Origin of the sequence: Erythrobacter sp. YT30, assembly GCF_001542875.1 — a bacterium.
GTDB lineage: Bacteria > Pseudomonadota > Alphaproteobacteria > Sphingomonadales > Sphingomonadaceae > Erythrobacter.
This window is the reverse complement of sequence record NZ_LMAF01000002.1, coordinates 1,844,270-1,868,709: the sequence shown is the minus strand read 5'-3', so window position 1 is coordinate 1,868,709 and position 24,440 is coordinate 1,844,270. Positions and strand designations below refer to the sequence as shown.

Annotated in this window: 18 protein-coding genes and 1 tRNA gene; 14 read left to right on the top strand and 5 right to left on the bottom strand. The window is 57.9% G+C overall.

The genetic code is table 11. The features are described from left to right. The first annotated feature begins 62 nt into the window (after positions 1-62). The 3 genes from AUC45_RS13580 (at position 63) to AUC45_RS13570 (ending at position 2,838) form a co-directional block, all read left to right on the top strand. Entirely contained in the window at positions 63-782 is a 720-nt protein-coding gene (locus AUC45_RS13580) for a ParA family protein (protein ID WP_067603467.1), read from the top strand. A 15-nt stretch (positions 783-797) separates the two neighbouring features. Next, positions 798-1,307 carry a hypothetical protein gene (locus AUC45_RS13575; RefSeq protein WP_067603466.1) on the top strand — a complete coding sequence of 170 codons (510 nt, stop codon included), beginning with the start codon at positions 798-800 and terminating at the stop codon, positions 1,305-1,307. 76 nt (positions 1,308-1,383) lie between these two features. After that, complete coding sequence (locus AUC45_RS13570) at positions 1,384-2,838, top strand: SPOR domain-containing protein (RefSeq protein ID WP_067603465.1); 1,455 nt, start codon at positions 1,384-1,386, stop codon at positions 2,836-2,838. 64 nt (positions 2,839-2,902) lie between these two features. On the opposite strand, the gene AUC45_RS13565 is transcribed toward AUC45_RS13570, so the two are convergent. Together AUC45_RS13565 and AUC45_RS13560 are read right to left on the bottom strand one after the other, a co-directional pair. Further along, complete coding sequence (locus AUC45_RS13565) at positions 2,903-4,138, bottom strand: dihydroorotase family protein (protein WP_067603464.1); 1,236 nt, start codon at positions 4,136-4,138, stop codon at positions 2,903-2,905. Beyond that, on the bottom strand, positions 4,135-5,154 hold the full coding sequence (locus AUC45_RS13560; RefSeq protein ID WP_067603462.1) for an aspartate carbamoyltransferase catalytic subunit: 1,020 nt from the start codon (positions 5,152-5,154) through the stop codon (positions 4,135-4,137). Before AUC45_RS13560 ends, AUC45_RS13565 begins: the two co-directional genes overlap by 4 nt. A 146-nt stretch (positions 5,155-5,300) precedes the next feature. Here AUC45_RS13560 and sppA point away from each other — a divergent pair, with 146 nt between their 5' ends. From sppA to AUC45_RS13535, 5 genes are all read left to right on the top strand, one after another. Then, complete coding sequence (sppA, locus tag AUC45_RS13555) at positions 5,301-7,181, top strand: signal peptide peptidase SppA (RefSeq protein WP_067603461.1); 1,881 nt, start codon at positions 5,301-5,303, stop codon at positions 7,179-7,181. A gap of 105 nt (positions 7,182-7,286) precedes the next feature. Continuing rightward, positions 7,287-7,361: transfer RNA gene (locus AUC45_RS13550), tRNA-Val, on the top strand. Between the two features lie 555 nt (positions 7,362-7,916). After that, positions 7,917-10,709, top strand: coding sequence for a TonB-dependent receptor (locus AUC45_RS13545; RefSeq protein ID WP_067603459.1), 2,793 nt, complete (start codon positions 7,917-7,919; stop codon positions 10,707-10,709). Further along, the gene (locus AUC45_RS13540) at positions 10,709-11,746 is read left to right on the top strand and encodes a phytase (protein WP_067603457.1); all 1,038 of its coding nucleotides are present in this window, start codon (positions 10,709-10,711) and stop codon (positions 11,744-11,746) included. Before AUC45_RS13545 ends, AUC45_RS13540 begins: the two co-directional genes overlap by 1 nt. Before the next feature lie 142 nt (positions 11,747-11,888). Beyond that, on the top strand, positions 11,889-14,234 hold the full coding sequence (locus AUC45_RS13535) for a TonB-dependent receptor (protein ID WP_233998788.1): 2,346 nt from the start codon (positions 11,889-11,891) through the stop codon (positions 14,232-14,234). Between the two features lie 106 nt (positions 14,235-14,340). Here AUC45_RS13535 and AUC45_RS13530 read toward each other — a convergent pair whose 3' ends face one another. From AUC45_RS13530 to AUC45_RS13520, 3 genes are read right to left on the bottom strand one after another with little or no spacing between them, the layout of a single operon-like run. Continuing rightward, positions 14,341-14,820: a hypothetical protein gene (locus AUC45_RS13530; RefSeq protein ID WP_067603455.1), complete on the bottom strand. Its 480-nt coding sequence runs from the start codon at positions 14,818-14,820 to the stop codon at positions 14,341-14,343. After that, positions 14,817-15,962 carry a phosphotransferase family protein gene (locus AUC45_RS13525; RefSeq protein ID WP_067603451.1) on the bottom strand — a complete coding sequence of 382 codons (1,146 nt, stop codon included), beginning with the start codon at positions 15,960-15,962 and terminating at the stop codon, positions 14,817-14,819. The genes AUC45_RS13530 and AUC45_RS13525 overlap by 4 nt, the downstream gene beginning before the upstream one ends. Then, positions 15,959-16,738, bottom strand: a complete 780-nt coding sequence (locus AUC45_RS13520) for an SDR family NAD(P)-dependent oxidoreductase (RefSeq protein ID WP_067603449.1) — start codon at positions 16,736-16,738, stop codon at positions 15,959-15,961. Before AUC45_RS13520 ends, AUC45_RS13525 begins: the two co-directional genes overlap by 4 nt. A gap of 206 nt (positions 16,739-16,944) precedes the next feature. Between AUC45_RS13520 and AUC45_RS13515 the strand changes: the two genes are divergently transcribed. From AUC45_RS13515 to AUC45_RS13490, 6 genes are read left to right on the top strand one after another with little or no spacing between them, the layout of a single operon-like run. Then, on the top strand, positions 16,945-17,598 hold the full coding sequence (locus AUC45_RS13515) for a TetR/AcrR family transcriptional regulator (RefSeq protein ID WP_067603447.1): 654 nt from the start codon (positions 16,945-16,947) through the stop codon (positions 17,596-17,598). Continuing rightward, positions 17,595-18,761 carry a cytochrome P450 gene (locus tag AUC45_RS13510; protein ID WP_067603446.1) on the top strand — a complete coding sequence of 389 codons (1,167 nt, stop codon included), beginning with the start codon at positions 17,595-17,597 and terminating at the stop codon, positions 18,759-18,761. Before AUC45_RS13515 ends, AUC45_RS13510 begins: the two co-directional genes overlap by 4 nt. Continuing rightward, entirely contained in the window at positions 18,758-19,513 is a 756-nt protein-coding gene (locus AUC45_RS13505; protein ID WP_233998786.1) for an SDR family oxidoreductase, read from the top strand. The genes AUC45_RS13510 and AUC45_RS13505 overlap by 4 nt, the downstream gene beginning before the upstream one ends. Position 19,514: 1 nt before the next feature. Next, on the top strand, positions 19,515-20,123 hold the full coding sequence (locus tag AUC45_RS13500) for a histidine phosphatase family protein (RefSeq protein WP_067603443.1): 609 nt from the start codon (positions 19,515-19,517) through the stop codon (positions 20,121-20,123). Further along, entirely contained in the window at positions 20,120-21,604 is a 1,485-nt protein-coding gene (locus tag AUC45_RS13495) for an AMP-binding protein (RefSeq protein WP_067603442.1), read from the top strand. Before AUC45_RS13500 ends, AUC45_RS13495 begins: the two co-directional genes overlap by 4 nt. Before the next feature lie 23 nt (positions 21,605-21,627). Beyond that, positions 21,628-24,237, top strand: a complete 2,610-nt coding sequence (locus tag AUC45_RS13490) for a TonB-dependent receptor (protein WP_233998784.1) — start codon at positions 21,628-21,630, stop codon at positions 24,235-24,237. Positions 24,238-24,440: the final 203 nt, after the last annotated feature.

Below are 24,440 nucleotides of genomic sequence, written 5' to 3'. Positions count from 1 at the left end.
CATCACCGCAATGACGTGGCGATCAAGTTTTATTCAAGGTCTAAGATCAGGGGGACCAATCCTTGCGCGTACTCGCTTTGGCATCGCAAAAAGGCGGATCGGGGAAAACCACGCTCTCCGGACATCTCGCCGTGCAGGCACAGCGCGCTGGCGCTGGGCCGGTCGTTCTCATCGATATCGATCCTCAAGGTTCGCTCGCCGACTGGTGGAATGAACGCGAGGCGGAATATCCCGCTTTTGCACAAACCACCGTGTCGCGCCTCGCGAACGATCTGGCCGCTCTGCGCCAGCAGGGTTTCAAACTGGCTGTCATCGACACGCCGCCTGCCATCACCATGGCGATCCAATCGGTTATCAGCGTTGCTGAACTGATCGTGGTCCCCACTCGTCCCAGCCCGCACGATCTGCGCGCTGTTGGTGCGACGGTTGACCTGTGCGAGCGCGCTGGCAAACCGCTGGTCTTTGTCGTCAACGCGGCAACACCCAAAGCCAAGATCACTTCCGAAGCCGCTGTAGCCTTGTCGCAGCATGGCACGGTCGCACCGATCACTCTTCACCACCGCACCGACTTTGCAGCCTCAATGATTGATGGCCGCACGGTGATGGAAGTCGATCCGGAAAGCCGCAGCGCAGCCGAAATGACGGCTCTGTGGAAATACATCTCTGATCGGCTGGAAAAGAACTTCCGCCGCACAGTGTTTGCTGCGCCCGGGACACCGGTCGCAAACGGTGCTGGCGTAGGCCGCCCCACTGGCGGGTTTGGTCGCCGGGTTGCCAATTAAAAAGAGGAGGACTGGATGATGACAGAAGCCAGTTTCGCCTCTCTTGGCCCGCGTCTGCTCGCTCGCAAAGGCGGTGCAAAGCCTGCCATGCGGCCACAAGCCGCTGCCCTTCCCGAAGAGATCGCAAAAGCGACCGCTGCTGACGGCGATCCGCTGGATGATCTTGGCTGGAACGATATGGGCGGCGATGCGCCTGTCGAGGCCGAGGCAAGCGTTCAGCAGAGCACGGCTGACATCGTACCGATTTCGGCAAAAGCCAATGCACGCAAGGCGCTCGAACTGCCGGACGTCGCGGCAGACGTTGCCGCACCTAAGCCTAAATTGGGCAAGAAGAAAAAGGCGTCCAAAAGCTCAAAGCGCGCCGCCTTTACGCTTCGCCTCGACACGGATCGGCATATCAAATTGCGGCTCGCATCAACCATGCAGGGCGTCAGCGCACAGGCACTGGTGACCAAAGCACTGGATAGGATGCTAGCCGAAATCGAAGATCTTGATGCGCTTGCAGATCGCATGAAGCGCCACTGAGTTAATCACCGAAGATACCAACGGACAACCCTTTGAACGGGCCACAAAACCGGCCATTTGAAACAGGAAAAGACCCATGACACGCAGCCACAACAGCAGCACCGAAGGTCTCAACAAAGGCATCACAAAATCGCCGCGCATCGCCCTTATTATGGGAACGGCGCTGGCCAGCATTGCTTTGACCGGTTGCACGTCAAGCGCACCGCGCGCCGATGCCTCCTTCAGCAAGGCTCAGGTCGCGCTCCAAAAGGGTAAAGCAACCAAAGCTATCACGCATGCAGAAGCCGCCGTCTTGGCGGAGCCGCGCAATGCGAGCTATCGTGCGCTTCTTGGCGCAGCTTATCTTGAAGCGGGTCGTTTTCAATCGGCTGCAACCAGCTTTGGCGACGCGATGGAATTGGGCGATGAAGATCCTCGCACCATCTTGAGCTATGCGCTTGCGAAAGTGGCCACGGGCGACAACGCATCAGCGCTTGCCCAGCTCGAAGCCAATCAGAACGTAATTGGCGCTGCAGATTATGGTCTGGCCGTAGCGCTCGCTGGTAAGCCAGAACAAGGCACGCACGTTCTCGTCAACACGCTTCGCGCTGGTGAAAACAGCGCCAAAGTCCGCCAGAACCTTGCCTATGCTTACGCTCTGGCAGGCAATTGGCGCGCAGCCCGCGTCATGGCGGCAGAAGATGTGCCCGCGCACGAACTTGATGCCCGTCTTTCAAGCTGGGCAGTCATGGCGCGACCTGAAGCGTATCAGACCCGCGTTGCGAGCCTGCTGCAGGTTTCGGCGACTGGCGATGCTGGCATGCCACAGTACCTTGCCCTGTCGAACTTCCCGAGCAGCGAACAGATGATCGCAGAAGCTGCGGCGACTGCGCCTGTCGAACTCGCTGCTGCACCGGCCGAACCAAACGACATTGAAAAGGCCGCATTCAAGCCTGCGCCTGCTGCTTCGTCCGATAAAGCTGATAAGGTCGAAAGCATCGATCCGACTGTTGCCGGCATCCTTGCCGCCACTGGCCAATCGAAACCGAAAGCTGCACCTGAGCCAGCCGCCAAACCAGCTCCGAAGCCAGTACGCGTGACAGCGTCGCCTTCTGGCACATCGGGCAGTCGGTTCGTTTCAAAGCCTGTTGTGCAAAAACTTCCGGCAACAAAATCAACCACCGCGCCTAAGCGCGTTGCTGCTGCGCCAAAACCTGCACCGCAGCGCCGTATGGCCTTGAGCACACCAAGCGCGGACACGCACCTCGTTCAGCTCGGCAGCTATTCGAGCAAGGTAGAGGCAGAGCGCGGTTGGAAAGTGCTTTCAGCCAAGTTCCCTCAGCTCAAGTCGCACGATGTTGTGATCACGCAGGCCGAGGTGAAAGGCAAAACCTTCTTCCGCGTTGCAGCTGCCGGTTTCGGCCAGTCGAGCGCACGCAGCATGTGCCGCACTGTGAAAGCAGCAGGTCGCGGCTGCTTTGCCTACGCTGCATCCAATCCGCCAGCAGGCGCAGTGGATCGCGGTGTGCGGATCGCAGCACGCTCACGCTAAACGCTAGACTGCTTCAAGATTCAGCAAATCACCCCCGGGAGCGAGAGCTTCCGGGGTTTTTTTATTAGAGGGCGATCTCCACCCCGCCCTTGATCAGTGCGCGCACACGGCCCTGAGCGCCTTGCCGATCAAACGGAGTGTTGTCGGCGGTCGCTTCCATTTTGGTCCGATCAATCACCCACGGCGCTTCGGGATCAACAATCGCGATGTCCGCTTCGAGGCCCAATTCGATTGCGCCCGCGGGTACGTCCAAAAGCCTGGCCGGATTGCGCGCCAAAAGATCAAACGCGCGCGGCAGATCAATCACGCCATCGCGCACTAATCCCAAAGTCATCGCCAAAACTGTTTCCGCTCCTGCCATACCCGGAGCAGCATCACCGAATGGCAAGCGCTTATCCTCTGGCCCTCGCGGATCATGGCCGCTTGAGATCACATCGACGACGCCCTCGCCAATCGCAGCAATTGCTGCCTGCCGATCAGCATCGCTGCGCAAGGGAGGCGAGAGTTTGGCAAAGGTTCGGAAGTCCGCGGTTTCCAGATCCGACAATAGGAAATGCGCGGGCGTGATACCGCACGTAACGTTGACCCCGCGCGACTTGGCAGCACGCACCAGATCGAACCCTGCAGCCGTCGTCACCTGCCGGAAATGAAGCCGCGCACCTGTCATTTCTGCAAGCGCAAGGTCGCGGGCAAGCGCTAAAGTCTCCGCCTCTGCTGGAGCGCTTGGCAGGCCCAACCGCGTCGCAACTTCACCAGCGGTCGCTGCTGCTTCGCCCACAAGCGCAGCATCCTCTGAATGAGCAACAACGACGAGATCAAGCATCGCTGCGTATTGCAGCAGTCGCAGCATAACGCCGCTATCGGCGATCCATTGCCGCCCGGTCGCAACTCCGCGAGCGCCTGCATCGCGCATCAGGCCAATCTCCGCGAGTTCACTACCCTCAAGCCTGCGCGTCGCGGCTGCCAGAGGGTGAACCCAGAAATCCGGCTTTCCCGATTTCGCAATGTAGTTGACGCGGCTCGGGTAATCGAGCGGCGGGGATTGATCGGGCATCAAGGCCGCCCGCGTAATTCCGCCAAAGTGAAATGCGGGTTTATCGACCGCGAACACTCCCAGATCGACGATACCCGGCGCGACTAGCATTCCGCCAGCTTCAATCACCTGATCGTCGGCCTCAGCCGAAACATCAGGGCCATGGCCTGTAATCGCGCCATCGACCAGTCGAAGCGCGCCTTCCACGACGCCATCAGGCGTCACCAGCTTCCCGTCTGTGATAGTCAGAGGCCGCGCCTGCTTCATACGCTCCACCCCTCTACGCCGCGAGCAGTGCGCGTCAGCACATCGAGGCACGCCATGCGGATCGCAACGCCCATTTCCACCTGCTGGGTAATGATCGATCGGTCGAGCATATCGGCAACCTCGCTATCGATCTCCACGCCCCGGTTCATGGGCCCGGGGTGCATAACCAGAGCTTCGGGCGATGCACTCGCCAGGCGCGCTTTCGTGAGGCCGTAAAGGTGGTGATATTCGCGCGCTGAAGGGATGAACTGGCCCGCCATCCGCTCTTGCTGGAGGCGCAGCATCATCACAACATCGCAGCCTTCGAGTGCGGCATCGAAATTGGAGAACGGCTCCACCCCCATCGCCTCAATCCCCGCTGGCATCAAGGCAGGCGGCGCACACGCGCGCACTTGCGCTCCCATTGCCTGAAGGCACAACATATTGGACCGCGCCACTCTGCTGTGCAGGATATCGCCGCAAATCAGGATTGTCCGTCCGGTGAAATCTTCAGCTTCCTCGCCGCGCTCTGCCAGTTTTGCACGCAGCGCGAGCGCATCAAGCAAAGCCTGCGTGGGATGTTCGTGGCTCCCATCTCCCGCGTTCAAAACGGGGCAATCAACCTTGTCCGCGATCAACTGCGTCGCCCCACTCGATCCATGCCGGATCACAATCGCATCCGCTCGCATCGCATTAAGCGTGATCGCGGTGTCGATCAGCGTTTCACCCTTTTTCACCGAGCTTTGCGCAGCATGCATATTGACGACATCTGCGCCCAGCCTTTTGCCTGCAATTTCAAAGCTCAAAAGCGTGCGCGTCGAGTTTTCAAAAAATGCGTTGATGATAGTGAGCCCGGCGAGCAGCCCTGCATGCTTGGCGCTTTGACGATTGAGCTCCACCCATTGCTCCGCCGAGGCGAGCAGATAGAGAATTTCGTGCCGTTCAAGTTGCCCGATACCGGTCAAATCGCGATGCGGAAAAGCCAGACGCCCCGCGGGAAAGCGGTCTAGCGCAGGATTCGGTGCCGTATTGTCCATTAAAGCGATGCTGTTAGTCGAGCGGTGTCATTCGCTCAACCCAAGATTTGCGCGGTTTCCCATGGAAGTTTGGGGTTTGAGTGACTAGATCATTGTTGTCTTTGGCAGAGCTATTCACGCCCTCTGCCGCACATGGGAATTCAAATATGGCATTTGTTGGTAAGGTCTGGAAAGTTCTGGTTGGCATAAAGGACGCACTCGTCCTCATATTCATGCTGCTGTTCTTTCTCGCGCTGTTCAGCATTTTGTCCGCAACCCCCAACCCTGGCCAAGTTCGCGAAGGCGCGTTGGAAATCAACTTGTCAGGCTTCGTCGTTGAAGAACGCAGCCTGATCGATCCCTTTGCAGCGCTCGTAAGTGGAGAGGCTCCACCAACCGAATATCAGGCCCGTGATATTGTTCGCGCATTGGACAGCGCGGCAAGCGATGATCGGATCAAGGCTGTTGTCATCGACATGTCGGCTTTTCTCGGCGGCGGCCAGGTGCACTTGCAGGCCATTGGCGAAGCGATGGACCGCGTGCGCGCTGCTGAAAAGCCGGTGCTCGCATATGCGCTTGCCTACGGCGATGATCAGATGCTCCTCGCCAGCCATGCAAGCGAGGTGTGGGCCGATCCATTGGGTGGCGCGCTGATTGCAGGGCCCGGCGGCAGCATCCTTTTCTACAAAGACCTGATTGAAAACCTGAACATCAATGCGCGGATTTACAGGGTCGGTGAATTCAAATCGGCGGTCGAACCCTACGAACGCACCAGCCTTTCAGAACCAGCGCGTCAGAACATCGAAAGTCTTTACGGCGCACTCTGGGAGGAATGGCAGGCCAATGTGAAGAAGGCCCGCCCCAAAGCAGATCTTGACCGTGTGACCGGCGATGCCGTCGCATGGGTTGAGGCATCATCAGGCGATCTTGCCGAGGCGGCGCTTGATGCTGGATTAGTCGATAAACTCGGCAACCGTGTTGAATTTGGCGAACGCGTGGCCGAAATCGCTGGCGAAAATCGGTGGGACGATGGCCCTGGCACCTATGCCAAGAGCGATCTCGGCCCATTCCTCGCCGATACCGCGCCCAGTACGAGCGGCAAGAAGATCGGCGTTGTCACCGTTGCAGGCACGATCATTGATGGCGAAGCGGGCCCCGGCACCGCTGGCGGCACACGGATTGCTGACGTTCTCGACAATGCGCTTGATGATGATCTGGCCGGGCTTGTTGTGCGCGTGGACTCGCCCGGCGGGTCCGTCACGGCGTCTGAAGAAATCCGCCGCGCTATCCTGCGGTACAAAGCCAAGGATATTCCTGTCGCTGTCTCTTTTGCCAATATCGCGGCAAGCGGCGGGTATTGGGTGGCAACAGCGGGAGACCGAATTTTTGCACAGCCTGAAACGATTACCGGATCGATTGGCGTCTTTGCGGTGCTCCCAACATTCGAAAATGCGATTGGCCAGATCGGCGTCGATGCCGATGGCTTTCGCACGACACCGCTCTCAGGACAGCCCGATATCGTCGGCGGCCTGACACCGGAAACCGATGCGATTTTTCAGGCGACGATCACCGACACTTACAGCGATTTCCTTGATCGCGTCGCAAAAGCGCGCGGGATCAGCAAGGACAAGGCCGATGAGCTTGGCCAGGGCCGCGTCTACGACGGGGGCACTGCGCGGCAGCTTAAGCTGATTGATCAGTTTGGCGGTCTTCAGGACGCGCTCGAATGGGTCGCAGGTCAAGCCAATTTAGAGGAAGGCGGCTGGAGCCCGGTCTATCTCGGCGCACAAGAAGACAGCTACGATTCGCTCATCCGCCAATTGCTAGCCAGTGATGCAGATTCCACGCCGCGTGGAGCTGATCTGTTCGCTCGCGCTGCGATGGGTCAGCAATTGCTGGTCAGTCGGGTTGCAGCTGATCTCGAGAGGCTGTCAGGCGCGCAAGGCATTCAGGCCTATTGCCTTGAATGCCCCACTCAGCCGAGCCCTCAAGGCGCTGCATCGAACCGCACCTGGCTATCTGTGGTAAAGGCACTCTTCGTCGACTAGATCGAAAGGCTGGACGCGGCTCGAAGCAGCGCTTGCCAATCGCAAATCCGAACAGTAAACGCCCGCCCTCGCCTTTGGCGCAGCTTTTGAAGAGCGAAATGAGGCGGGCGCGTAGCTCAGTGGTAGAGCACACCCTTCACACGGGTGGGGTCGCAAGTTCAATCCTTGCCGCGCCCACCATTATTTTCAATGGTTGTTTCAGCATTCAGTCCTCTCTTCCTCTGAGCCGGGTAGATCGAGGCAGGCAAAGTCTTTCTGTCCAAAGCTAGCAGCTGTAACTCGTACTGCACGCAGGCGACCTGATTTTACGCTCCAATACCTCGCCATAGCAGCTGTCGAGACGGAGGCTCGTCGCGACAAGAAACGTCTACGTCGTGCCGAAAGCGGAGGGCTTGTCGCTCTGGTTCAGCACAGTGAACACGTAGTCAGTGGCCCTGTGTGAATTGGGGGTCTTGCCAGAGGCACTTCGCCGTCGATCCTGTGACACTGGTCAAGAAAACGTCATGATCTGGGCTGATGTCCGCAGGAAACCAGCATTCATGTCGAAAGATTTATCTCGAGAATTTAGTAAAAACCGCGCCTTTTGTTTCGCTTCGACGACAGGGGGATGGCTGTGATGTGAAACAAAAGCTGCAATTGTAAGCGTTTGGTTATGCTCCGGTCGCATCGACGTAAACTTGACGTTCTACCGGATCACCCGACCGGGCCGCTCTGGCCATTGTTGGGGGATACCAAATGCTGCTTTCACGTTTACTCGCGACGTCCGGTGCGATCGCGCTGGCGGCGGGCCTTGCCACACCTGCGTTCGCTGGCGAAGTTCGCGGCACCGTATCGGATGCGTCTGATGTCGATGCCCTGCAGGCTGTAGAGGTTCGTATTGTTGAGCTAGGGCGCCGGACCACAACTGAGCGCGATGGTACCTTCGTCTTCAACGACGTTCCTGAAGGTTCATACACTATTGTTGCGAGCTATATTGGCGCAGATCCCGTGCAGTACACGGTCGCGGTCCCCGCCCAAGGCACTGTCACACGCGATTTTGCACTGGGGCAGACAGGGTCGCAAATCCTTGTGATCGGCCAAAGCGCCGCGCAGGCTTCTGCACTGTCGCGCAAGCGCGCTGCTGATGGCGTGTCCGATGTGCTTACGCGCGATGCGATTGGACAGTTTCCCGATCAGAACGTTGCCGAAAGTCTTCGCCGCCTACCGGGGATCAATGTCCTGAACGATCAGGGCGAAGGACGATTTGTGGCGGTCCGCGGTCTCGATCCAAACCTGAATGCAACTTCGGTAAACGGTGTCCGTATCCCTTCGCCCGAAGGCGATATCCGCGCGGTCGCGCTTGATGTCGTGTCGAGCGAAATCATCGAAAGCATCGAAGTCAAGAAATCGCTTACACCGGATATGGATGCCGACACGATTGGGGCTTCGATTGAAATCCAGACCACGAGCGCCTTTGACCGCAAGAAAGATCTGTTCGTTGCAAAGATCGGCGGCAGTTACAATGAGCTACGTGACACCTTCACAGCGGATTTGAGCGCCGATTTCTCCACTCGACTAACCGACAATTTCGGGGTCACAGGCGGCATATCGTATTATGATCGCGAGTTTCAGACAGACAATATCGAAGCTGATGACTGGCAGTTGGAAGACGGCCAGATTTACGCCGAGGAAGTCCAATATCGTGACTATCTCGTCGATCGCGAACGGATCAGTGCAACGCTGGGCTTCGATGCGCGCGTTGGTGAAAGCACCGAGCTGTACCTGAAAGGCGTCTGGAGCCAGTTCGACGATCAGGAATTCCGCCGCCGCCTGATCTTTGGGCTCGGCGATGCAAATGTCGGGGGTACAAGCGCCAATCCAACGTTCGACGATACCGACGCGGTCATTGAGGCAGAGCGCGACGTCAAAGACCGCTTTGAACGACAGCGTATCCGGACACTCGTATTCGGAGGGGAGAGCGATTGGGGCGATCTTAACGCTGAGTATTCGGTTAGCTGGGCCAAATCTTCCGAACTGGAAGAAGGCTCAGTCGACCCAACTGTGTTCGCTGCCGAATTTGAAGATAGCGGCCTTGGCGTCGCGTTCGACTTTTCAGAGCTACGCCGGCCTGTCTTCAGCGTGACGGGGAACAACGCCTTTTTCGATCCATCGGTTTATGAACTGGACGAGGTGGAACTGACGGTCCTTTCCGACGCTGAGGACGAGGAGTTCGCCGGACAATTCGACCTTGGCTATGACATTGTCACCGACAGCGGCGTTTTCACAATACAGGGCGGCGCAAAGGCTCGCTTCCGTGAGAAGACGTTCGAAGGCACAATCGAATTTTATGAGCGCGATGATTACACTTTGGCCGATGTGCTCGGCGAAGGGCCATCCAACACTCTCGCCAATCTTGCACCTTTGCCAGGCCTTGGTGAGGCAACCGAATTCTTCAATTCAAATTTCTCGACCTTTGAATTGGTCCAACCGGATTCCGCTATCGATAGTGCGAACCAAGACTACGCCGTCGAAGAAGACATACTGGCGGGTTATCTTCTAGGACGCTGGGAGACGGATAACCTGCTTGTGATCGGCGGCGTCCGGTACGAGCGCACAGACAACACTTTGAACGGCTTCACCACCGCGGTTGATGCCGACGAAAATGTCACTGTGACACCGCTCAATTTTGAGCGCGATTACGATCACTGGCTGCCAAGCATCAACGTCCGCTACGCAGCGCAAGACAATTTGATTATGCGCCTCGCTGGATATCGCAGCCTTGTACGGCCCAATTTCGAGCAGCTCGCGCCGCGTGTTGAAATCGACGAAGACAATGAGGCGGTGATCGGCAATCCCACGCTTGATCCAACGACCGCATGGAACATCGATGCGTCGATCGAATATTACATGGCCAATAACGGCGCGATCACGGCGGCATTCTTTTACAAGGATCTGGACGACTACATCACAGAGCTTGTCCTCGACAGCCCCGGCACATTGTTTGGCGTCGATTTCGAAGAGGCCGAAACATTCATCAACGGCGAAAGCGCCGAGATCTATGGTTTCGAGTTTGGCTTCTACCAAAAGCTCGATTTTCTTCCCGGCTTTCTTGATGGGACCTTGGTTCAGTTCAACTACACATATACCGATGCAAGCGGCCTGATCGCAGACGGCGATATTGGTGACATCAACGCAACACCCACGTTCCGCGAGATCGCGCTGCCGGCAACCAGTGAGAACACATTCAATGCTGTGCTAGGCTATGAGAAGGCGGGGTTGAACCTGCGCCTTGCGGGCACGTATCGCGATGGCTTCCTTGATGAAATCAATGGCGATGGTCCCGATTTTGACCGGTTCACGGACAGCCTGTTCCAGCTTGATTTCACCGCGCGATATCAGGCCACTGACAACGTCCAGGTTTATTTCGAATGGATCAACATCAACAATGCCGAATTCTTCGCATTCAACAATCTGGGCGGCCGCCAGAACATTCTCCAATATGAAGAATACAATTGGACGATGAAGGGCGGCGTTAGGCTGACTTTCTGATGTCCAAGGCATTTCATGGCTTTGCGCTGATCACGCTCGGCATTGCGGCGGCTTGCGCGACGATCCCGCGTGGCGACCCGGCTGTCTCAGTTATGGCAAGCGCCGAGACTGTACCCGTGGGCACGACAAACGAAGACGCGGCTGATGATCCGGCGATTTGGCGAAATCCCGAAGACCCAGCGAAAAGCCTGATTGTGGGGACCGACAAAAAAGCAGGGCTGCACATCTATAATCTGCAAGGTGAGCAGCTGAGCTTTCTAGAAGCGCCCGGTCTCAACAATGTCGATCTTGTCGAAATCGCTGGCTTTGTGGTCATCGTCGCAAGCGATCGATCGGACCTCGAAACAGCGCATCTTTCGGTCTCGATCATTGATCCGAGGAATCCGGAATTCGGGGGCGCGCGACGGATTCCCGTCGGTCCGGGAGAAGGTTACGGTATCTGTTTGAGCGAACCAGCCGCTGACCGCTCATTTTATGCATTCTCCGCGCCCAAGAGCGGAGTGATCTATCGCACCCTCATCAGCGAAGGCCCGTCCGGAGACCTCGCGCATGAGACGACCACGCTCGCGTCAGTTCCCAGTCAACCAGAGGGATGCGTCGTCGATGATCGGACGAACACTCTTTACTTAGGAGAAGAGGCTGCTGGCGTCTGGGCAATTGATATCGAGACGGGAGAAAAGGAGCTGGTCGCTCCAACAGGTACTGGCATGACCGTCCCTGATGTCGAAGGTCTGGCACTCGCTCCTGAAGGCGCAGATGGCGGTTACCTTGTCGCGTCAAGTCAGGGCGACAATGCCTTTGCCGTTTACCGCCTTCCAACCATGGAACCGCTTGGTCGCTTCCGCATAGTCGAGGGCGCTTTTGGAAGCGTTGAAGAAACCGATGGGATTGAGCTCGATCCGCGATCTTTCGGGCCCGAATTTCCCCGTGGTCTCTTCGTCGCTCAAGATGGAGTGAATCCTCCCGATGCCCAGAATTTCAAGCTGGTGCGCTGGGATGAAATCCTTGCCCAAATCGAGGACCGGGCCCGGCCTTAACGCAATTCCAACTCACTCATAAATCAAAAGAGCCACGGCCTATTTCCGAGATACTTCAAACTGAAATCCAAACGCCTCGATCCTGTCACGGGCGCCGATTACCGACCCCGTCAACCCTCTCCAAAACTCAAAGGTCTTTCCTGTGAAGCATACCCTAATTCGCACGCTCCTGCTCACTTCAGTCGCAACCATTCCAGCGCAGGCGCTTGCGCAGGATGAAGACAGTTCCTCCGGCAACCAGATCATTGTGACTGCTCAAAAAGTGGAACAGCGCGCGCAAGACGTGCCGATTACAATCAGCGCCACGACCGGCGAACGGATCGAAGAACTGGGCGTGACCGATCTGGATGAGTTTTCCAATTACGTCCCCGGCCTCCTGATTCAAGAGCAAAGCGCCAATAACCCTGGCGTCGTCATTCGCGGCATCACATCTGACAGCGGTTCCTCGCAGCAAGGTCCGCGAGTCACTCTCTATTATAATGGCGTCGACATCTCGCGTTCGCGGGGGTCCTATCAAGCGATTTACGATCTTGAGCGGGTTGAAGTTATCAAGGGCCCGCAGGCGACGCTCTTCGGCACGGCATCGGCCGTCGGCGCGATCAGCCTTGTTTCGGCGCGCCCGCGCGAGGGATTTTCGGGCGAGATCACAGGTGGATACGGCAATTTCGATCAGACCGTGCTTGGCGGCCATCTCAATATCGGATCAGACGTGATCGCAGGCCGCGTTGCTTTCGAATGGCGCACTCGCGATGGCTATGTCGAAAACCTGTCGCCCAACCAGGAAGAAGAGCTCTACGCACAGGATCAGTTCGGCATTCGCGGCTCGCTGCGCTTCACGCCGAACCCTGATCTCACGATCGATCTGATCGGCACATATGATCAACAGCGCAATGGCGGCACGCCATTTATCTCAGGCACTTTCCCCGCCTTTGCGGGCGCTCCGGGCGGCCCTGCCAATGCGTTCGAAGACGCCAATCTTGGTGGAAATCCAGCAGGCGCGGCAGCGCTTGGCGATGACCAGCTTGGTCTTAATCGCGAAGTCTATGACGTCAATCTCACCGCAGAATGGCAATTTGCCGACGAGTGGACCTTTACCACGGTCAATGGCTACCGCCGTTTCGACAGTGCGGAGGTGTTCGATGCCGATGGCAGCGCAGCGCCATTCCTTGAATTCACCGAGATCGCCGAAGGTGACCAGTTCAGCCATGAAGGCCGTTTCACCTATTCCGGCTCCAGTTTGCGAGGCAGCTTCGGTTGGAATGCATTTATCGAAGACGGCATTCAAAATGTTCCCTTCGCTACTGAGGAAGGCACTTATCTTCAGTGTCTCACTAGCTTGTTCGGCGCGCCGCTCATCCCCGGCATACCATGCGTTGCGCCCGATGGCAGCGTGCCGGCATCGGACGTGACAGAGCTCGCCACGATGGGGGCTGCAACCGCTATTCCATATTCATCGGTGTTTGAGAACCAGGGCGAAAACGAAGCCTATTCTGTGTTTGCGGATGTGACATGGCTTGCAACCGATCGATTGGAGCTGACAGCAGGCCTTCGCTACCTGTTCGAGGATCGCCAATCGGGCTTTTTCGCTTCGATCCCAAACAGCGTACTCAGCGGCGCACCACTCATTCCTGGTCAGGTCGATACGGGTGGACAGACCTTTATCGCCGAGGAGGATTTTGACGCGTTCCTTCCACGCTTCAACGCGCTGTATCGTTTGACCGATGACGTGAACATTTTCGCCACGATCTCCAAAGGACGCCGTGCACCTGTGGTTCAGCTGGCAGCCGGGCTCGATGGCGTTGGCAATCCAGTTCCGGATCTCGACATTATCGCCGAAGAAACCGTGTGGAATTACGAAGGTGGGATAAAGGTCGCCAGTGGCAGTATCTCGGCTTCGCTCGGTGTCTACTATCAGGTCTATGACGACTTCCAGGTTTCGGTCGCTCAACTTGATGCCAACGGCAATCCAACTGGTGCCTTCGAAACTGCCAGTGCGGGAAGCGCGAGCAATCTTGGCGTCGAAGGTGAAATTGCAGTCGATGCGACCGATTGGCTCCAGCTGTTCGGCAACTTTGGCTACATCGACGGCGGCATCGATGAAGATGGCGCATTCTCGCCCGAGTTTTCCGGCGCTCGTTTCCGGCTGCAGCCCGAATTCCAGGCCTCAGGCGGCATCAATATCGATTATGACTTGGGCAATGGCATGCGGCTTTTCGCGACACCCAGCATCACGCATCGCAGTCGTATCTTCTTTGAAGTGCCTAATAGTGACTTGATCTCGCAGGACGCGGTCACACTCGTCAATGCGCGCGCTGGGGTTAGCTTTGCAGAAGATCGTTACGAAGTCGCAGCCTTCATTCGCAACGCTTTCGACGAGGAGTATCTGCTGGATGCAGGCAACACGGGCGGTGCATTTGGCATCCCGACTTTCATTCCCGCGGAGCCACAATTCTACGGTGTGCAGTTAACGGCGAGGTTTGGGGATTGATAATCTAGCCTCTTTCAGTCGGGCCTAAGCCTAAGCGAAGTGATAGCTCCCAATACGATCAACCCGCTGACCAAAAAAGTGGATCATGGTGTCTCACATCGCGCGGTTACGCAGCGCTGAGATCGATATCAAAGCCCATAACAGCAAACCATTCGCGATCCTTGCCCGCTCGTTCTTTGGCAAGGGGAAGAATGGTCTTTGACAGCTGCGCTCGATAGGCGTCCTCACCTGATTGCCGAGCTGCAACCAGCAGATCATCTATCGCTCCGCGGACACTCTCAGCTGCGGTGCGCGGTTCGTTTCCCGGCTTGGCGAGTGCTGCCTTCAACGCCTCGTGCTGAGCCGCGCAAGTCTCAGGTGCCGGTCCCAGCGCAAGGATCGCATTGCCCATGGTGCTGATATCGACCAATTCGCCGCGCTCAAATTCGGGGGTCACGTCGCGCTGGGCTTGGATGATCTGGATCTGCCCCATGGCCAGCATGACCTGTTCTTGAGCAAGGCTCGCTGACTCCGGCAAAGCTGGCAAAACCACGGTTTCAAGCGCGCGCAGCACCGAATTCAAACGATCATCGACCGAGGGGTTCATTGGCTTTCCTCCATCATCAGCAGGCGGGCGAGCTCATCGACAAACATGGGCCCCGTCGCAGCAAGGAAGGTGAGCAACACGTCCTGATGATTGTGCGCCGTGCGCGCAGCCTGCATGCCCAGCGCGGAGACGAGAATGTAGCTTTTCCAAGCGTTGAACACGGTGAAGTAATGAAGCTTTGCCGGATCAACCTTGTTGCCGCTAGCTTCCTCATATCGCGCGATAATCTCTTCGGGTGGGGCAATGTCGCTTGCGCGGAATACGCCGTCTATCCTGCTACCGAAGACCGGCTGTAGCAACCAGCCAAGATCGGCGTGAAAATCACCGATGTAGCTCATTTCCCAGTCGAGGATCGCTGTCACCTCGCTGCTTTCTTCGTCGAACAAGTAGTTGCCTGTGCGATAGTCGCCATGGACAACACAGGGGTTGTCGCAGTCCGGTACGTTGTCTTCAAGCCATTGCGTCGCGAGCCTCAGAAGAGGTTCTTTGGTCACAGCATCTTGTTCCAGCAATTCCTTCCAGAACTGGATAAGCCAGCGCGTCGGCTGTTTCGGATCTGCGAGCGGTGCTGAGAAATGCTCAAGACCAGCCGCCTGCCAGTCGAAATTATGGATCTTTGCAAGGTTGGCAAAGTATTGCGGCGCAAGCATCCCGCGCAAAGGATCGCCCAGCACTGTGCCGAGCCCCGTTACGCTAACGCCCTCAGTCTCAGGCTTGGTCACACCCTCGACGAATTCCATAATGATGGCAGGCGTTGGAAAGTGGCTGGCATCTGCATCGAGCCAGATCGGCTCGGGCACCGGGACGACACCTTGAAAGGCTTTTAGGATTTCAAATTCGCGCTCCCGACTGGTCTCGGTAATGCCTTCCAGCGCATCCATGCGCAGCACATATCGCCGCTTCTCTCCCCCAGGCTTGGCGAGCGAGAAAACGAATTGCTCTTTGGATGCACCGCCACCAATTCGCGCGACATCGCCAACCTGACTTTCAGGCTCTTCTTTCGCAAAGAAGCTCTGCAAAAGCGCCGTCACATCCCCATCACGTTGGGGAATGTAAGGGGGCTTGGAACGGCGGGCCTTGCGCGCCTCCAGCATTTCGGCGAGTTGCGGTTCGGTATCGACCCTAGTGTGTATTCCGCTCATGCCGCTAGGAACCCGCCATCGACTGCATAAACCCCTCCAGTGCAATAACTTGCCTCGTCGCTTCCCAGGAACGAGACAAAGTCGGCGACTTCCTCGTTTGTGCCGTACCGGCCCATCGCAATGAGAGAGGTGAATCCGCTGCGTGCGAGCGATGGATCATCAGGACTCGCCTGCCCTTCAATCGACTCCATCATGGCATTATCGATCGGAGCCGGAGCAACGCAATTCACGCGCACTTTAGCCTGAGCGAGCTCGAGAGCGCCGACCTTTGCGAGGCCCGCAATACCATGCTTGCTTGCCGCATAGGCACCGATGCCTGAAACTCCGACAACGCCTGCGACCGATGACACCGCGATGATTGAGCCGCCGCGTTCTTGCATCGCCGCTCCGGCATGCTTGATGGCGAGGAATACACTGGTGACATTGGCGTGCTGCACCGCCTCGAAATCCTCAAGGCTGGTCATCGTGATCGGCATCACCTTCCCTTCGGATCCCGCATTGGCGACGAAGATGTCGAGTTGGCCGAACTTTTCGGTCGCGGCTGCAATCAAGGCTTCGACATCAGCCTCATCACTTGGCTGTCCTGCGCAGGTTGCAACTCGGTCCCTGGCATGAAGCGCATCGGCAGCGGCCTTCAACCGACCTTCATCTCGACCAGCCAGCATCAGTGTGGCGCCCTCGTCGAGCATTTTTCGCGCGATTGCGCCCCCGATACCACCTGTCGCGCCGGTGATGATGGCAACTTTGCCTTTTAGTCTTCCCTCACCTGTGCCCATGAGCCTCTCCCTGCTCTTTCTGGCTTGTCATTAAACGCGCCTTTTTTTGACGCGGCCAACCGTGTCTACGGCAGGCCTTGGATGGCTTCATGCCTAACCAGACTGGCTGTGTCACGTAAAAATGACATTGACATCACTTTTGCAAATAGGCCATTTTATAACAACGAGGCGCATTACAGCGACACAAAGCGTCTCCGGAGAGAGTGATGACGCAAGAGGCTGCCGAACCGGCACGACTGGACCTCCCGCCTACACGCAAAGGCAAAGCAACTCGCGAGAAGCTGCTAGCCGCGGCAAGCGTTGCTTTCGGCCAGCACGGATATGGCGCGGTTCGCATTGCAGATATCGTGGCCGAGGCGGGCATCAGCCACGGGCTTTTCTATCGCCATTTCCAGGACAAGGACGCGATCCTGCTCGCTGTGCTGGAGCAATTGAACGACAATTTGCGGCGCACATCGAGCCGCGCGCTGGGTGAGAATGACGCTCTTTCCCTCAATAGACTCGAGACTCGCAATATCCAGTTCTTCACTGATTACCGCCGCAACCGGTTGCTTTTGCGGGTCGCACGCGAAGCGGCGGCGCAACAGGATCCAAGCAGCTTTCGCCGGGTCTGGCTGCAAATGCGCGACCGCTTTGTCGAACGGGCTGAACGCTGGATCGAAAGGCTAGTCGAAGCGGGTGAAGTGCCCCCGATCACCGATATTCCAATGGTCGCCGAGGGGCTTTGCTCACTCACCGAACAATTGGCATATGTGCAGGTGGGCCTTGCGCAGAATGATCCTGACGATGCCTTCATTGAAAGGCTCGGAAAGAGCTGCGGTTTGATCTGGTATCGCACACTCAGCGGCGCGCCCGAATGAGCAAAATCGATCTGCTCGACCTAAGCCCGTTTGAGGCAACGCGAGAACATGAGCTTTTCGCCGAATTGCGCGCCTCACCCGGTCTTTTCTTCAACTCGGAACCTGAAGGCGAAGGGTTTTGGTCCGCGACCCGCTATGCCGACGTGGTCGAAGCTGCTCGCAATCATCAAGTCTTCCTTTCCGGCCATGGCACGCAGATCAAGAACCGGCGCGCCGAAGGGCATGGCGCGCCGAGCGTGCACAACGCGGACGGACCGTTGCATACGAAGCTGCGCGCCATCGCGATGCCTGGTCTATCGCGTACGTCGATTGGCGCGCGTTCCGCTCAATTCCAGTCAATCATCGACACGCTGATCGCCGATACACCGCGCGGGGAAACCTTCGATTTTGTAGACCGGGTCGCGGTGAAAATGCCGATGCTGGTCATCGCCGACGTCCTTGGCGTTCCGCGCGAAGAAGCTCCTGACCTCGTCGATTGCGCCAATCTGATGAGCGATGTGCGCGCAAGCGATGTCGAACAGGCCGAGGCGCGTCAGAAGCTATTTGAGTATTTCCGATCCCTCGCCGATAACAAGCGCAAGGCCCCGACGGATGATCTGGCAAGCCACCTGGTCACCGCCAATCTCGATGATGCGCCGCTCGAACAACAATTGCTCGATGCCTACTTCATGCTCATCACGATCGCAGGCAACGAGACTACGCGTTTCATGGTGACGGGCGGGTTGCACCAGCTTGTAAGCCAAGGGTCGTGGCCGGAATTGCGCGAAAACCCGGAACTGTGCGCCAGCGCCGTTGAGGAAATGTGCCGCTTCGTTTCGCCGGTGACACATATGCGCCGCACCGCGGCAAGCGACACCGAGGTCGCAGGCACAAAGATCGCAGCAGGGGCAAAACTGGTTCTCTGGTTCGCGAGCGCCAATCGCGACGAAACGGTTTTCGATCAGCCAAACTGCCTTGTACTCAATCGCAAACCCAATCCGCATGTTGGCTTTGGAGTGGGCGCGCATTTCTGTCTCGGTGCTCATTTGGCGCGACTTGAAAGCCGGATGCTGTTCGAGACTATGACGCGCGAGCTCAACACGATTGAGATCGTCGGCGAGCCTGAGCGGCTTCCCTCCAACTGGTTTACCGGATGGACCGCAATGAAGGTGCGCTGGGAGTGAGCCGCCGCATCCTTGTCACCGGAAGCGCCAGCGGGATTGGAGCTGCGCTTGCCGAGCAATTGCGTGCGAGCGGAGATCAGGTCATCGGCCTTGACCGGCACGACGCGGACATAGTGTGCAACCTTACCGACCCTGCTCAGATTGACGCCGCCGCCGCCAGTATTGCCGGAGAATTGGACGGTGTCGCTCTCGTCGCTGGTGTACCGGGAACCGCCGATCCCGAAACGATATTCGCCGTCAACACAATTGCGCCTCAAAGGCTCGCGGAGGGCCTGGCGCCGCAAATGCGCGAAGGCGCGGCAATAGTCGCCGTCAGCAGCGTGACTGCAGGTCGCTGTCCGCTCGACGTGCAGGCGTGCGATGCCTGGTTGGCGATGACGCCAAAGCAACTTGCGAACCAGTCGGAAATCGTCGATGGCAAGACGGCATATGAGTATTCGAAAGGTCTGCTCAACCGCTGGGTGCAGACCGCTGCGCTTCGCTTCCACCCGCGCAATATCCGGGTAAACTCTGTCAGTCCTGGTGCGATAGAAACGCCGATTTTGCGCGATTTCGAGGTATCCATCGGCGAGGAGCACCTTGCAAAAGCGGAACAAATGACTGGCCGCCACGGCCGGCCGGAAGAGATCGCATCGGTAATCCGGTTCCTTCTGGGACCGGACGCAGGATGGATCAACGGCGCCGATATCAAGGTCGATGGCGGGCTTCATGCCTTGCGAGCCGCTGGCAAGACCGTAGAGGAGCCAGCCTAGCATGCGCCTGATCCTCATTCGCCATGGCAAGCCCGAAACACCGGGCGGTTCGCGCGAAGGTAATCCGCCACTATCTGCACAAGGCCATGTTGAGGCGCGCGGCGTACGCGACCTGCTGCGCCACGAGGGAATCGAGGTCATTGTTCATTCGGGCATGACCCGCGCCGCCGAGACAGCCCAGCCAACGCTAGAGGCGCTGGGCCTTGATGCGCATGTCATCGAAGAACTGGGCGAGGTGGATCGTTATGGCGGAGACTACGCCAACCCTGAAATGGTAAAAGCCAAGGGGGAGGCGGAATGGGACCGCTTCCTTGCTGATCCGCTGGGCTATTTCGGCATCGACCACGATCGCTTCGTCTCCGAAACACTCTCAGGCTTCCAGTCACTGTTCGAAAGCTATCATCGCCAGACCATAGCGATCTTCACTCACGGCTTTCCGATCAACATCATGCTCAGCCACGCGCTTGAGCTTGACGGCATTGCCAATTTCGTACCCGGCTACGGTTCGGTGACGCGGCTCTCAGGCAGCGCGATGGATCGCCTTACCGTAGTAAGCGTCAACGAGACCGCGCATCTGGCTCCTGCATTCTCGAGAGAGAAGACCGCATGAGCCATCCGCACGCCATCGCCGAAAACGCGCCCGATCGGGCGGCCTTTATCCTCGATGATGAAACGCTGACATATGGTGAGCTTGCGCGCAGATCGACATATCTCGCCGGGCGGCTGAGCGCGCTCGGTTGCAAGAGGGGCGATACAGTCGCGATTATGCTCGGCAACAGCGCAGAGTTCTTTATTGGCGCCTGGGCTGCGCAGATGTCGGGTCTCTACTTCGTGCCAATCTCCCAGCGCCTTGCCCCGCCCGAACGCGACTACATCCTTGCAGACAGCGGCGCAAAGGTGGTGTTGGCCGAGGACGCGGACCTTCCATGCGCATTGGTGCCAGATCAATGGGAAGACGGCGAAACGGCCGAATTCGAGCGGGTCGAGGGCAGTGATATGCTCTACACCTCGGGCACGACCGGGCGGCCCAAAGGTGTCAAACGTCCGCTAAGCGGCGCGCCGTTGGGCAGCGATCCGCGCCGGGTGAAACGCGCGCGCGATCTGTTCGGTATGGGCGCGGACACGATCTTCCTCAGTCCGGCCCCGCTTTATCATGCGGCTCCGCTTCGTTGGGCGATGACTGTGCAGAGGCTAGGCGGGACAGTGGTAGCGCTGCGCCGCTTCGACGCGAGGGCTGCGCTTGAGGCGCTTGAGACACACCGCGTAACCCACAGCCAGTGGGTGCCGACAATGTTCTCGCGGATGCTGGCGCTTGGCGCGCATGGCCCGCTCCCCACCAATCCGGCCTCGCATATCTGCGCAATCCATGCAGGGGCGCCCTGCCCTCCTGAACTCAAGCGGCGCATGATCGACTGGTGGGGTCCGATCTTGCACGAATACTATAGCGGCACCGAAGCGGTTGGCTTCACCCACATCGACAGTCATGATTGGCTTGCGCACCCCGGCAGCGTTGGACGTGCTTATGGCAGCACAATCCATATTCTCGATGACGAGGACAATCCGCTGCCCGCAGGCGAAACCGGGCGCGTCTTCTTCGAAAGCAGCGCAGGCCACGCCTATCACAATGCGCCTGAAAAAGGTCGCTCGGCCAGCAGCCGACAAGGTTATGCGACAATGGGAGATATTGGTTTCCTCGACGAAGACGGCTTCCTCACCCTTACAGATCGCGCGTCCTTCACCATCATATCGGGCGGCGCGAACATCTACCCGGCCGAAATTGAGGCGGGGCTGCTCGCCAATCCAGACATTGTCGATTGCGCAGTCTTCGGCGTGCCTGATGCCGATATGGGCCAGGTAGTCCAAGCAATTGTAGAACTCAGCGAATACCCAGTCGATGAAGCCGAGCGAGCGGCTGAAATCGGCGAGAAATTGAGCCGCCAGGTGGCGGTCAACAAGCTCCCGCGGCGCATCGCTTTCGTGGATCGCGTACCCCGGCTCGAAACCGGCAAGGTGCGCAAGCGAGACCTGATGGAGACCTATGCCGACCCCGCCAGACGCGGTCATCCGGCAAGAATAAGCGAAACGAGTTGAGGTTCAAATAGGGGAGAGAGACCGTGAACCAAGTTAAAAGAAACGCCCGCCTGACGCTCAGTATCAGTGCTTCCATGGCCGCCCTTGCTCTGGCGGGTGCGCCCGCGCTGGCACAATCGTCCGACATCGCCAGTAACGATACTGACCCAGAACAGGCCGAAGGCGGCTTCAATGTCATCGTCGTCACTGCGACCAAACGGAGCGAAGACCTGCAACAGGTTCCGATTGCTATCTCGGCGATCACAGGCGATCAGCTGACCGAGCGCGGCATCACCGACACGAGCGACCTGATGGGCGCCTTGCCAAACCTGCAGGTAACCAGCGCCTATTCAGAAACCCAGCCAAATTTCTCGCTGCGCGGCATCGGCGTCGCCAACGAGTTTTCCGCGGCGACTGCCTCGCCAGTCGGTGTCTATGTCGACGAGGTTTACCAATCTTTCCGAGCGAGCCACGGTCAGCAGCTTTACGATCTGGAACGTGTCGAAGTTCTTCGTGGTCCGCAAGGGACCCTGTTCGGGCGCAATACGACGGGTGGCGCGATCAACTTCATTACTCGCAAGCCCGAGCTTGACGGCACGTCCGGCTATCTCACGCTGAGCTACGGCAATTTCAATCGAATATTCGCCGAGGGCGCAATCGAGGCAACGCTGGTGGACGACGTCTTTGGGGTGCGTATCGCCGGGACTTATGTCGATGCCGACGGCTACACCTTCAACCCTACGCTCAACCAAGACTTTGCTGAGACCAACAACGTATCGGGTCGTGTGACTTTTCAGTTAGAGCCCACGCCGGACCTGTCGGTGACGCTTAAGCTGTATGGTGCGCGCTCAAATCCTCGGCAGGATTTGCCCTATGGGATCGGCTATTTGGAAAACCGCACAGACGCTGCGGGGTATTCGCGCTTCCTGCCCCGACCCGAGCTTGGCGGACGGATTTTGGACGAGGATGAAGTCCAGGCTGACACTGCTGGCCGCTATTTCACTGACACGCTTGGCGCGGCTCTGACCGTTCAGGGGCAGCTTTCCGATTCCCTGACACTAACCTCGATCATGGGTTATGATGAAAGCTCCTACCGCTTGTCGCCCTTTGATTGCGATGGATCGCCCAATAATGTCTGTGCGATCCGCTACAATTCGGAAAGCTCCAACCTGAACTTCGACACGCGGTTGAGCTTTGATGATGGCGGGCGGTTCCGGGGCATTATCGGTGGCTATTTCGGTGTGGACTCGATCGACACGCGCGACGAACCAGACTTTTTCGGCTTCCTACGTCCGCTCCTCCAAGGTGCCGGGGTGCCGGACAATTTCAACAACATTCCGATTGCAGTGGGCAATTCGCTGCGCACCCTGCCGGCCTTCGCGATCGATCCAACGCTCGCAATCACCGATCCTGGCTTCTGCGCGCCGGTTGTCATTAATCCCGCCGGTTTCTTCGATGCGCGCTCCCTGATCGCATTCAATGCCGATGTCGCCGCCACCAACAGCGCGGCGGGAACGGCGGTGCAGGCGGCCTGCGCTGCGGCAGGAGCCCCGCCTTTCGGACCAATCCTTGCCGAACAGCAGTTCACGATCGAGCGGCCAAGTTTCGCCATCTATGGCGAAGGTGTGCTCGATATCACCGACAAGCTCTCGCTGACGGTTGGGCTTCGCTACACTTGGGACACAGTGCGCTACAAGAACGGTTCTGCGGTGCTGTTCGACCTTGGCGGGCAGGACATCTTCGCCACCACCGTTCCTTATGAATTCCCCTTCGACGGCACCCGCGAAAGGGTCCGGCAGGAAGAGGATACGGGAGAGCTCACGGGCCGCATAATCCTTGATTATCAGGCAACCGACGACATCCTGCTCTACGCAAGCTATTCGCGTGGGTATCGTGCGGGCACATTCAACGCACTAGCCTATCAGGACATCAGCCAAGTCTATTTCGTCGATCCTGAGCAGGTGAACGCATACGAAATCGGGATAAAGAGCCAGTTTGCTAACTCTTTGCAGCTCAATCTCGCAGGCTTCTATTATGATTATACCGGCCAGCAGATTGCGCAGATCATCGGTGCGACCAGCTTCCTGCGATCAGCAGACGGCAGGCTGTTTGGCGCTGAGGCGGAACTGACCTGGCAGCCGGCAGACTTCATTCGCCTTGATGCGGCACTCGGCTATCTCAATTCCGAGTATCAGGGCAATGAGGTAGACCCGACCGACCCTACCGCGCTCACGCTCAGCATTAACGGCAACGACTTCCCCAACGCGCCCGAACTGACCTTCAATGCGGGCGTGGAGCTTATCCCGTTCGACGATGGTCGCAACAAGCTGACGCTGCGCGGCAATGCGAGCTATATGGGGGAGTACTTCTTCGACCCCTTCGGCGATTACGGTCAGGATCCATGCGATCAGCCTGTTGCCGGGTCAAATGTCTTGTTGGCAACGCCCGAACTGGCGTGCGGCAACCCTAGCTATTGGCTTTTCGATGCGCGCGTCACTTATGAGCGCGACGACTTTTCAGTCTCGCTTTGGGGGCGCAACCTCACAGACAAATTCTACTACGTCTACGGGCTGAACCTCAACGCGTTCTTCCAAGACTATCTCACCCGCGGCGCCCCGCGCACCTATGGCGTAGAGGCTTCGGTCCGCTTTTAGGATCTTCCTGATCCTCCCCATGATCCCCTTGCGTCCTCTGTGACGCGGGGGATCGGTGGAGGGTGGGGGTCATTGGTCCCTTCTTCCAAGATCGCAAAGAAGACGCTGCTTGGAGTTTGGCTACTAGCTAAGAGGCGTGGTCGTAGGGAAACTCAACCACTTGCCAAAGGTTTTGGATTTTCTTGTTCATGATGCTTGTGTCC

What these genes read in the sequence shown, in the direction of transcription:
- AUC45_RS13575 (WP_067603466.1), top strand. Translation starts at nt 798, where the DNA reads ATGATGACAGAAGCCAGTTTCGCCTCTCTTGGCCCGCGTCTGCTCGCT.
- AUC45_RS13570 (WP_067603465.1), top strand. Translation starts at nt 1,384, where the DNA reads ATGACACGCAGCCACAACAGCAGCACCGAAGGTCTCAACAAAGGCATC.
- AUC45_RS13565 (WP_067603464.1), bottom strand. Translation starts at nt 4,138, where the DNA reads ATGAAGCAGGCGCGGCCTCTGACTATCACAGACGGGAAGCTGGTGACG.
- AUC45_RS13560 (WP_067603462.1), bottom strand. Translation starts at nt 5,154, where the DNA reads ATGGACAATACGGCACCGAATCCTGCGCTAGACCGCTTTCCCGCGGGG.
- sppA (WP_067603461.1), top strand. Translation starts at nt 5,301, where the DNA reads ATGGCATTTGTTGGTAAGGTCTGGAAAGTTCTGGTTGGCATAAAGGAC.
- AUC45_RS13545 (WP_067603459.1), top strand. Translation starts at nt 7,917, where the DNA reads ATGCTGCTTTCACGTTTACTCGCGACGTCCGGTGCGATCGCGCTGGCG.
- AUC45_RS13540 (WP_067603457.1), top strand. Translation starts at nt 10,709, where the DNA reads ATGTCCAAGGCATTTCATGGCTTTGCGCTGATCACGCTCGGCATTGCG.
- AUC45_RS13530 (WP_067603455.1), bottom strand. Translation starts at nt 14,820, where the DNA reads ATGAACCCCTCGGTCGATGATCGTTTGAATTCGGTGCTGCGCGCGCTT.
- AUC45_RS13525 (WP_067603451.1), bottom strand. Translation starts at nt 15,962, where the DNA reads ATGAGCGGAATACACACTAGGGTCGATACCGAACCGCAACTCGCCGAA.
- AUC45_RS13520 (WP_067603449.1), bottom strand. Translation starts at nt 16,738, where the DNA reads ATGGGCACAGGTGAGGGAAGACTAAAAGGCAAAGTTGCCATCATCACC.
- AUC45_RS13515 (WP_067603447.1), top strand. Translation starts at nt 16,945, where the DNA reads ATGACGCAAGAGGCTGCCGAACCGGCACGACTGGACCTCCCGCCTACA.
- AUC45_RS13510 (WP_067603446.1), top strand. Translation starts at nt 17,595, where the DNA reads ATGAGCAAAATCGATCTGCTCGACCTAAGCCCGTTTGAGGCAACGCGA.
- AUC45_RS13500 (WP_067603443.1), top strand. Translation starts at nt 19,515, where the DNA reads ATGCGCCTGATCCTCATTCGCCATGGCAAGCCCGAAACACCGGGCGGT.
- AUC45_RS13495 (WP_067603442.1), top strand. Translation starts at nt 20,120, where the DNA reads ATGAGCCATCCGCACGCCATCGCCGAAAACGCGCCCGATCGGGCGGCC.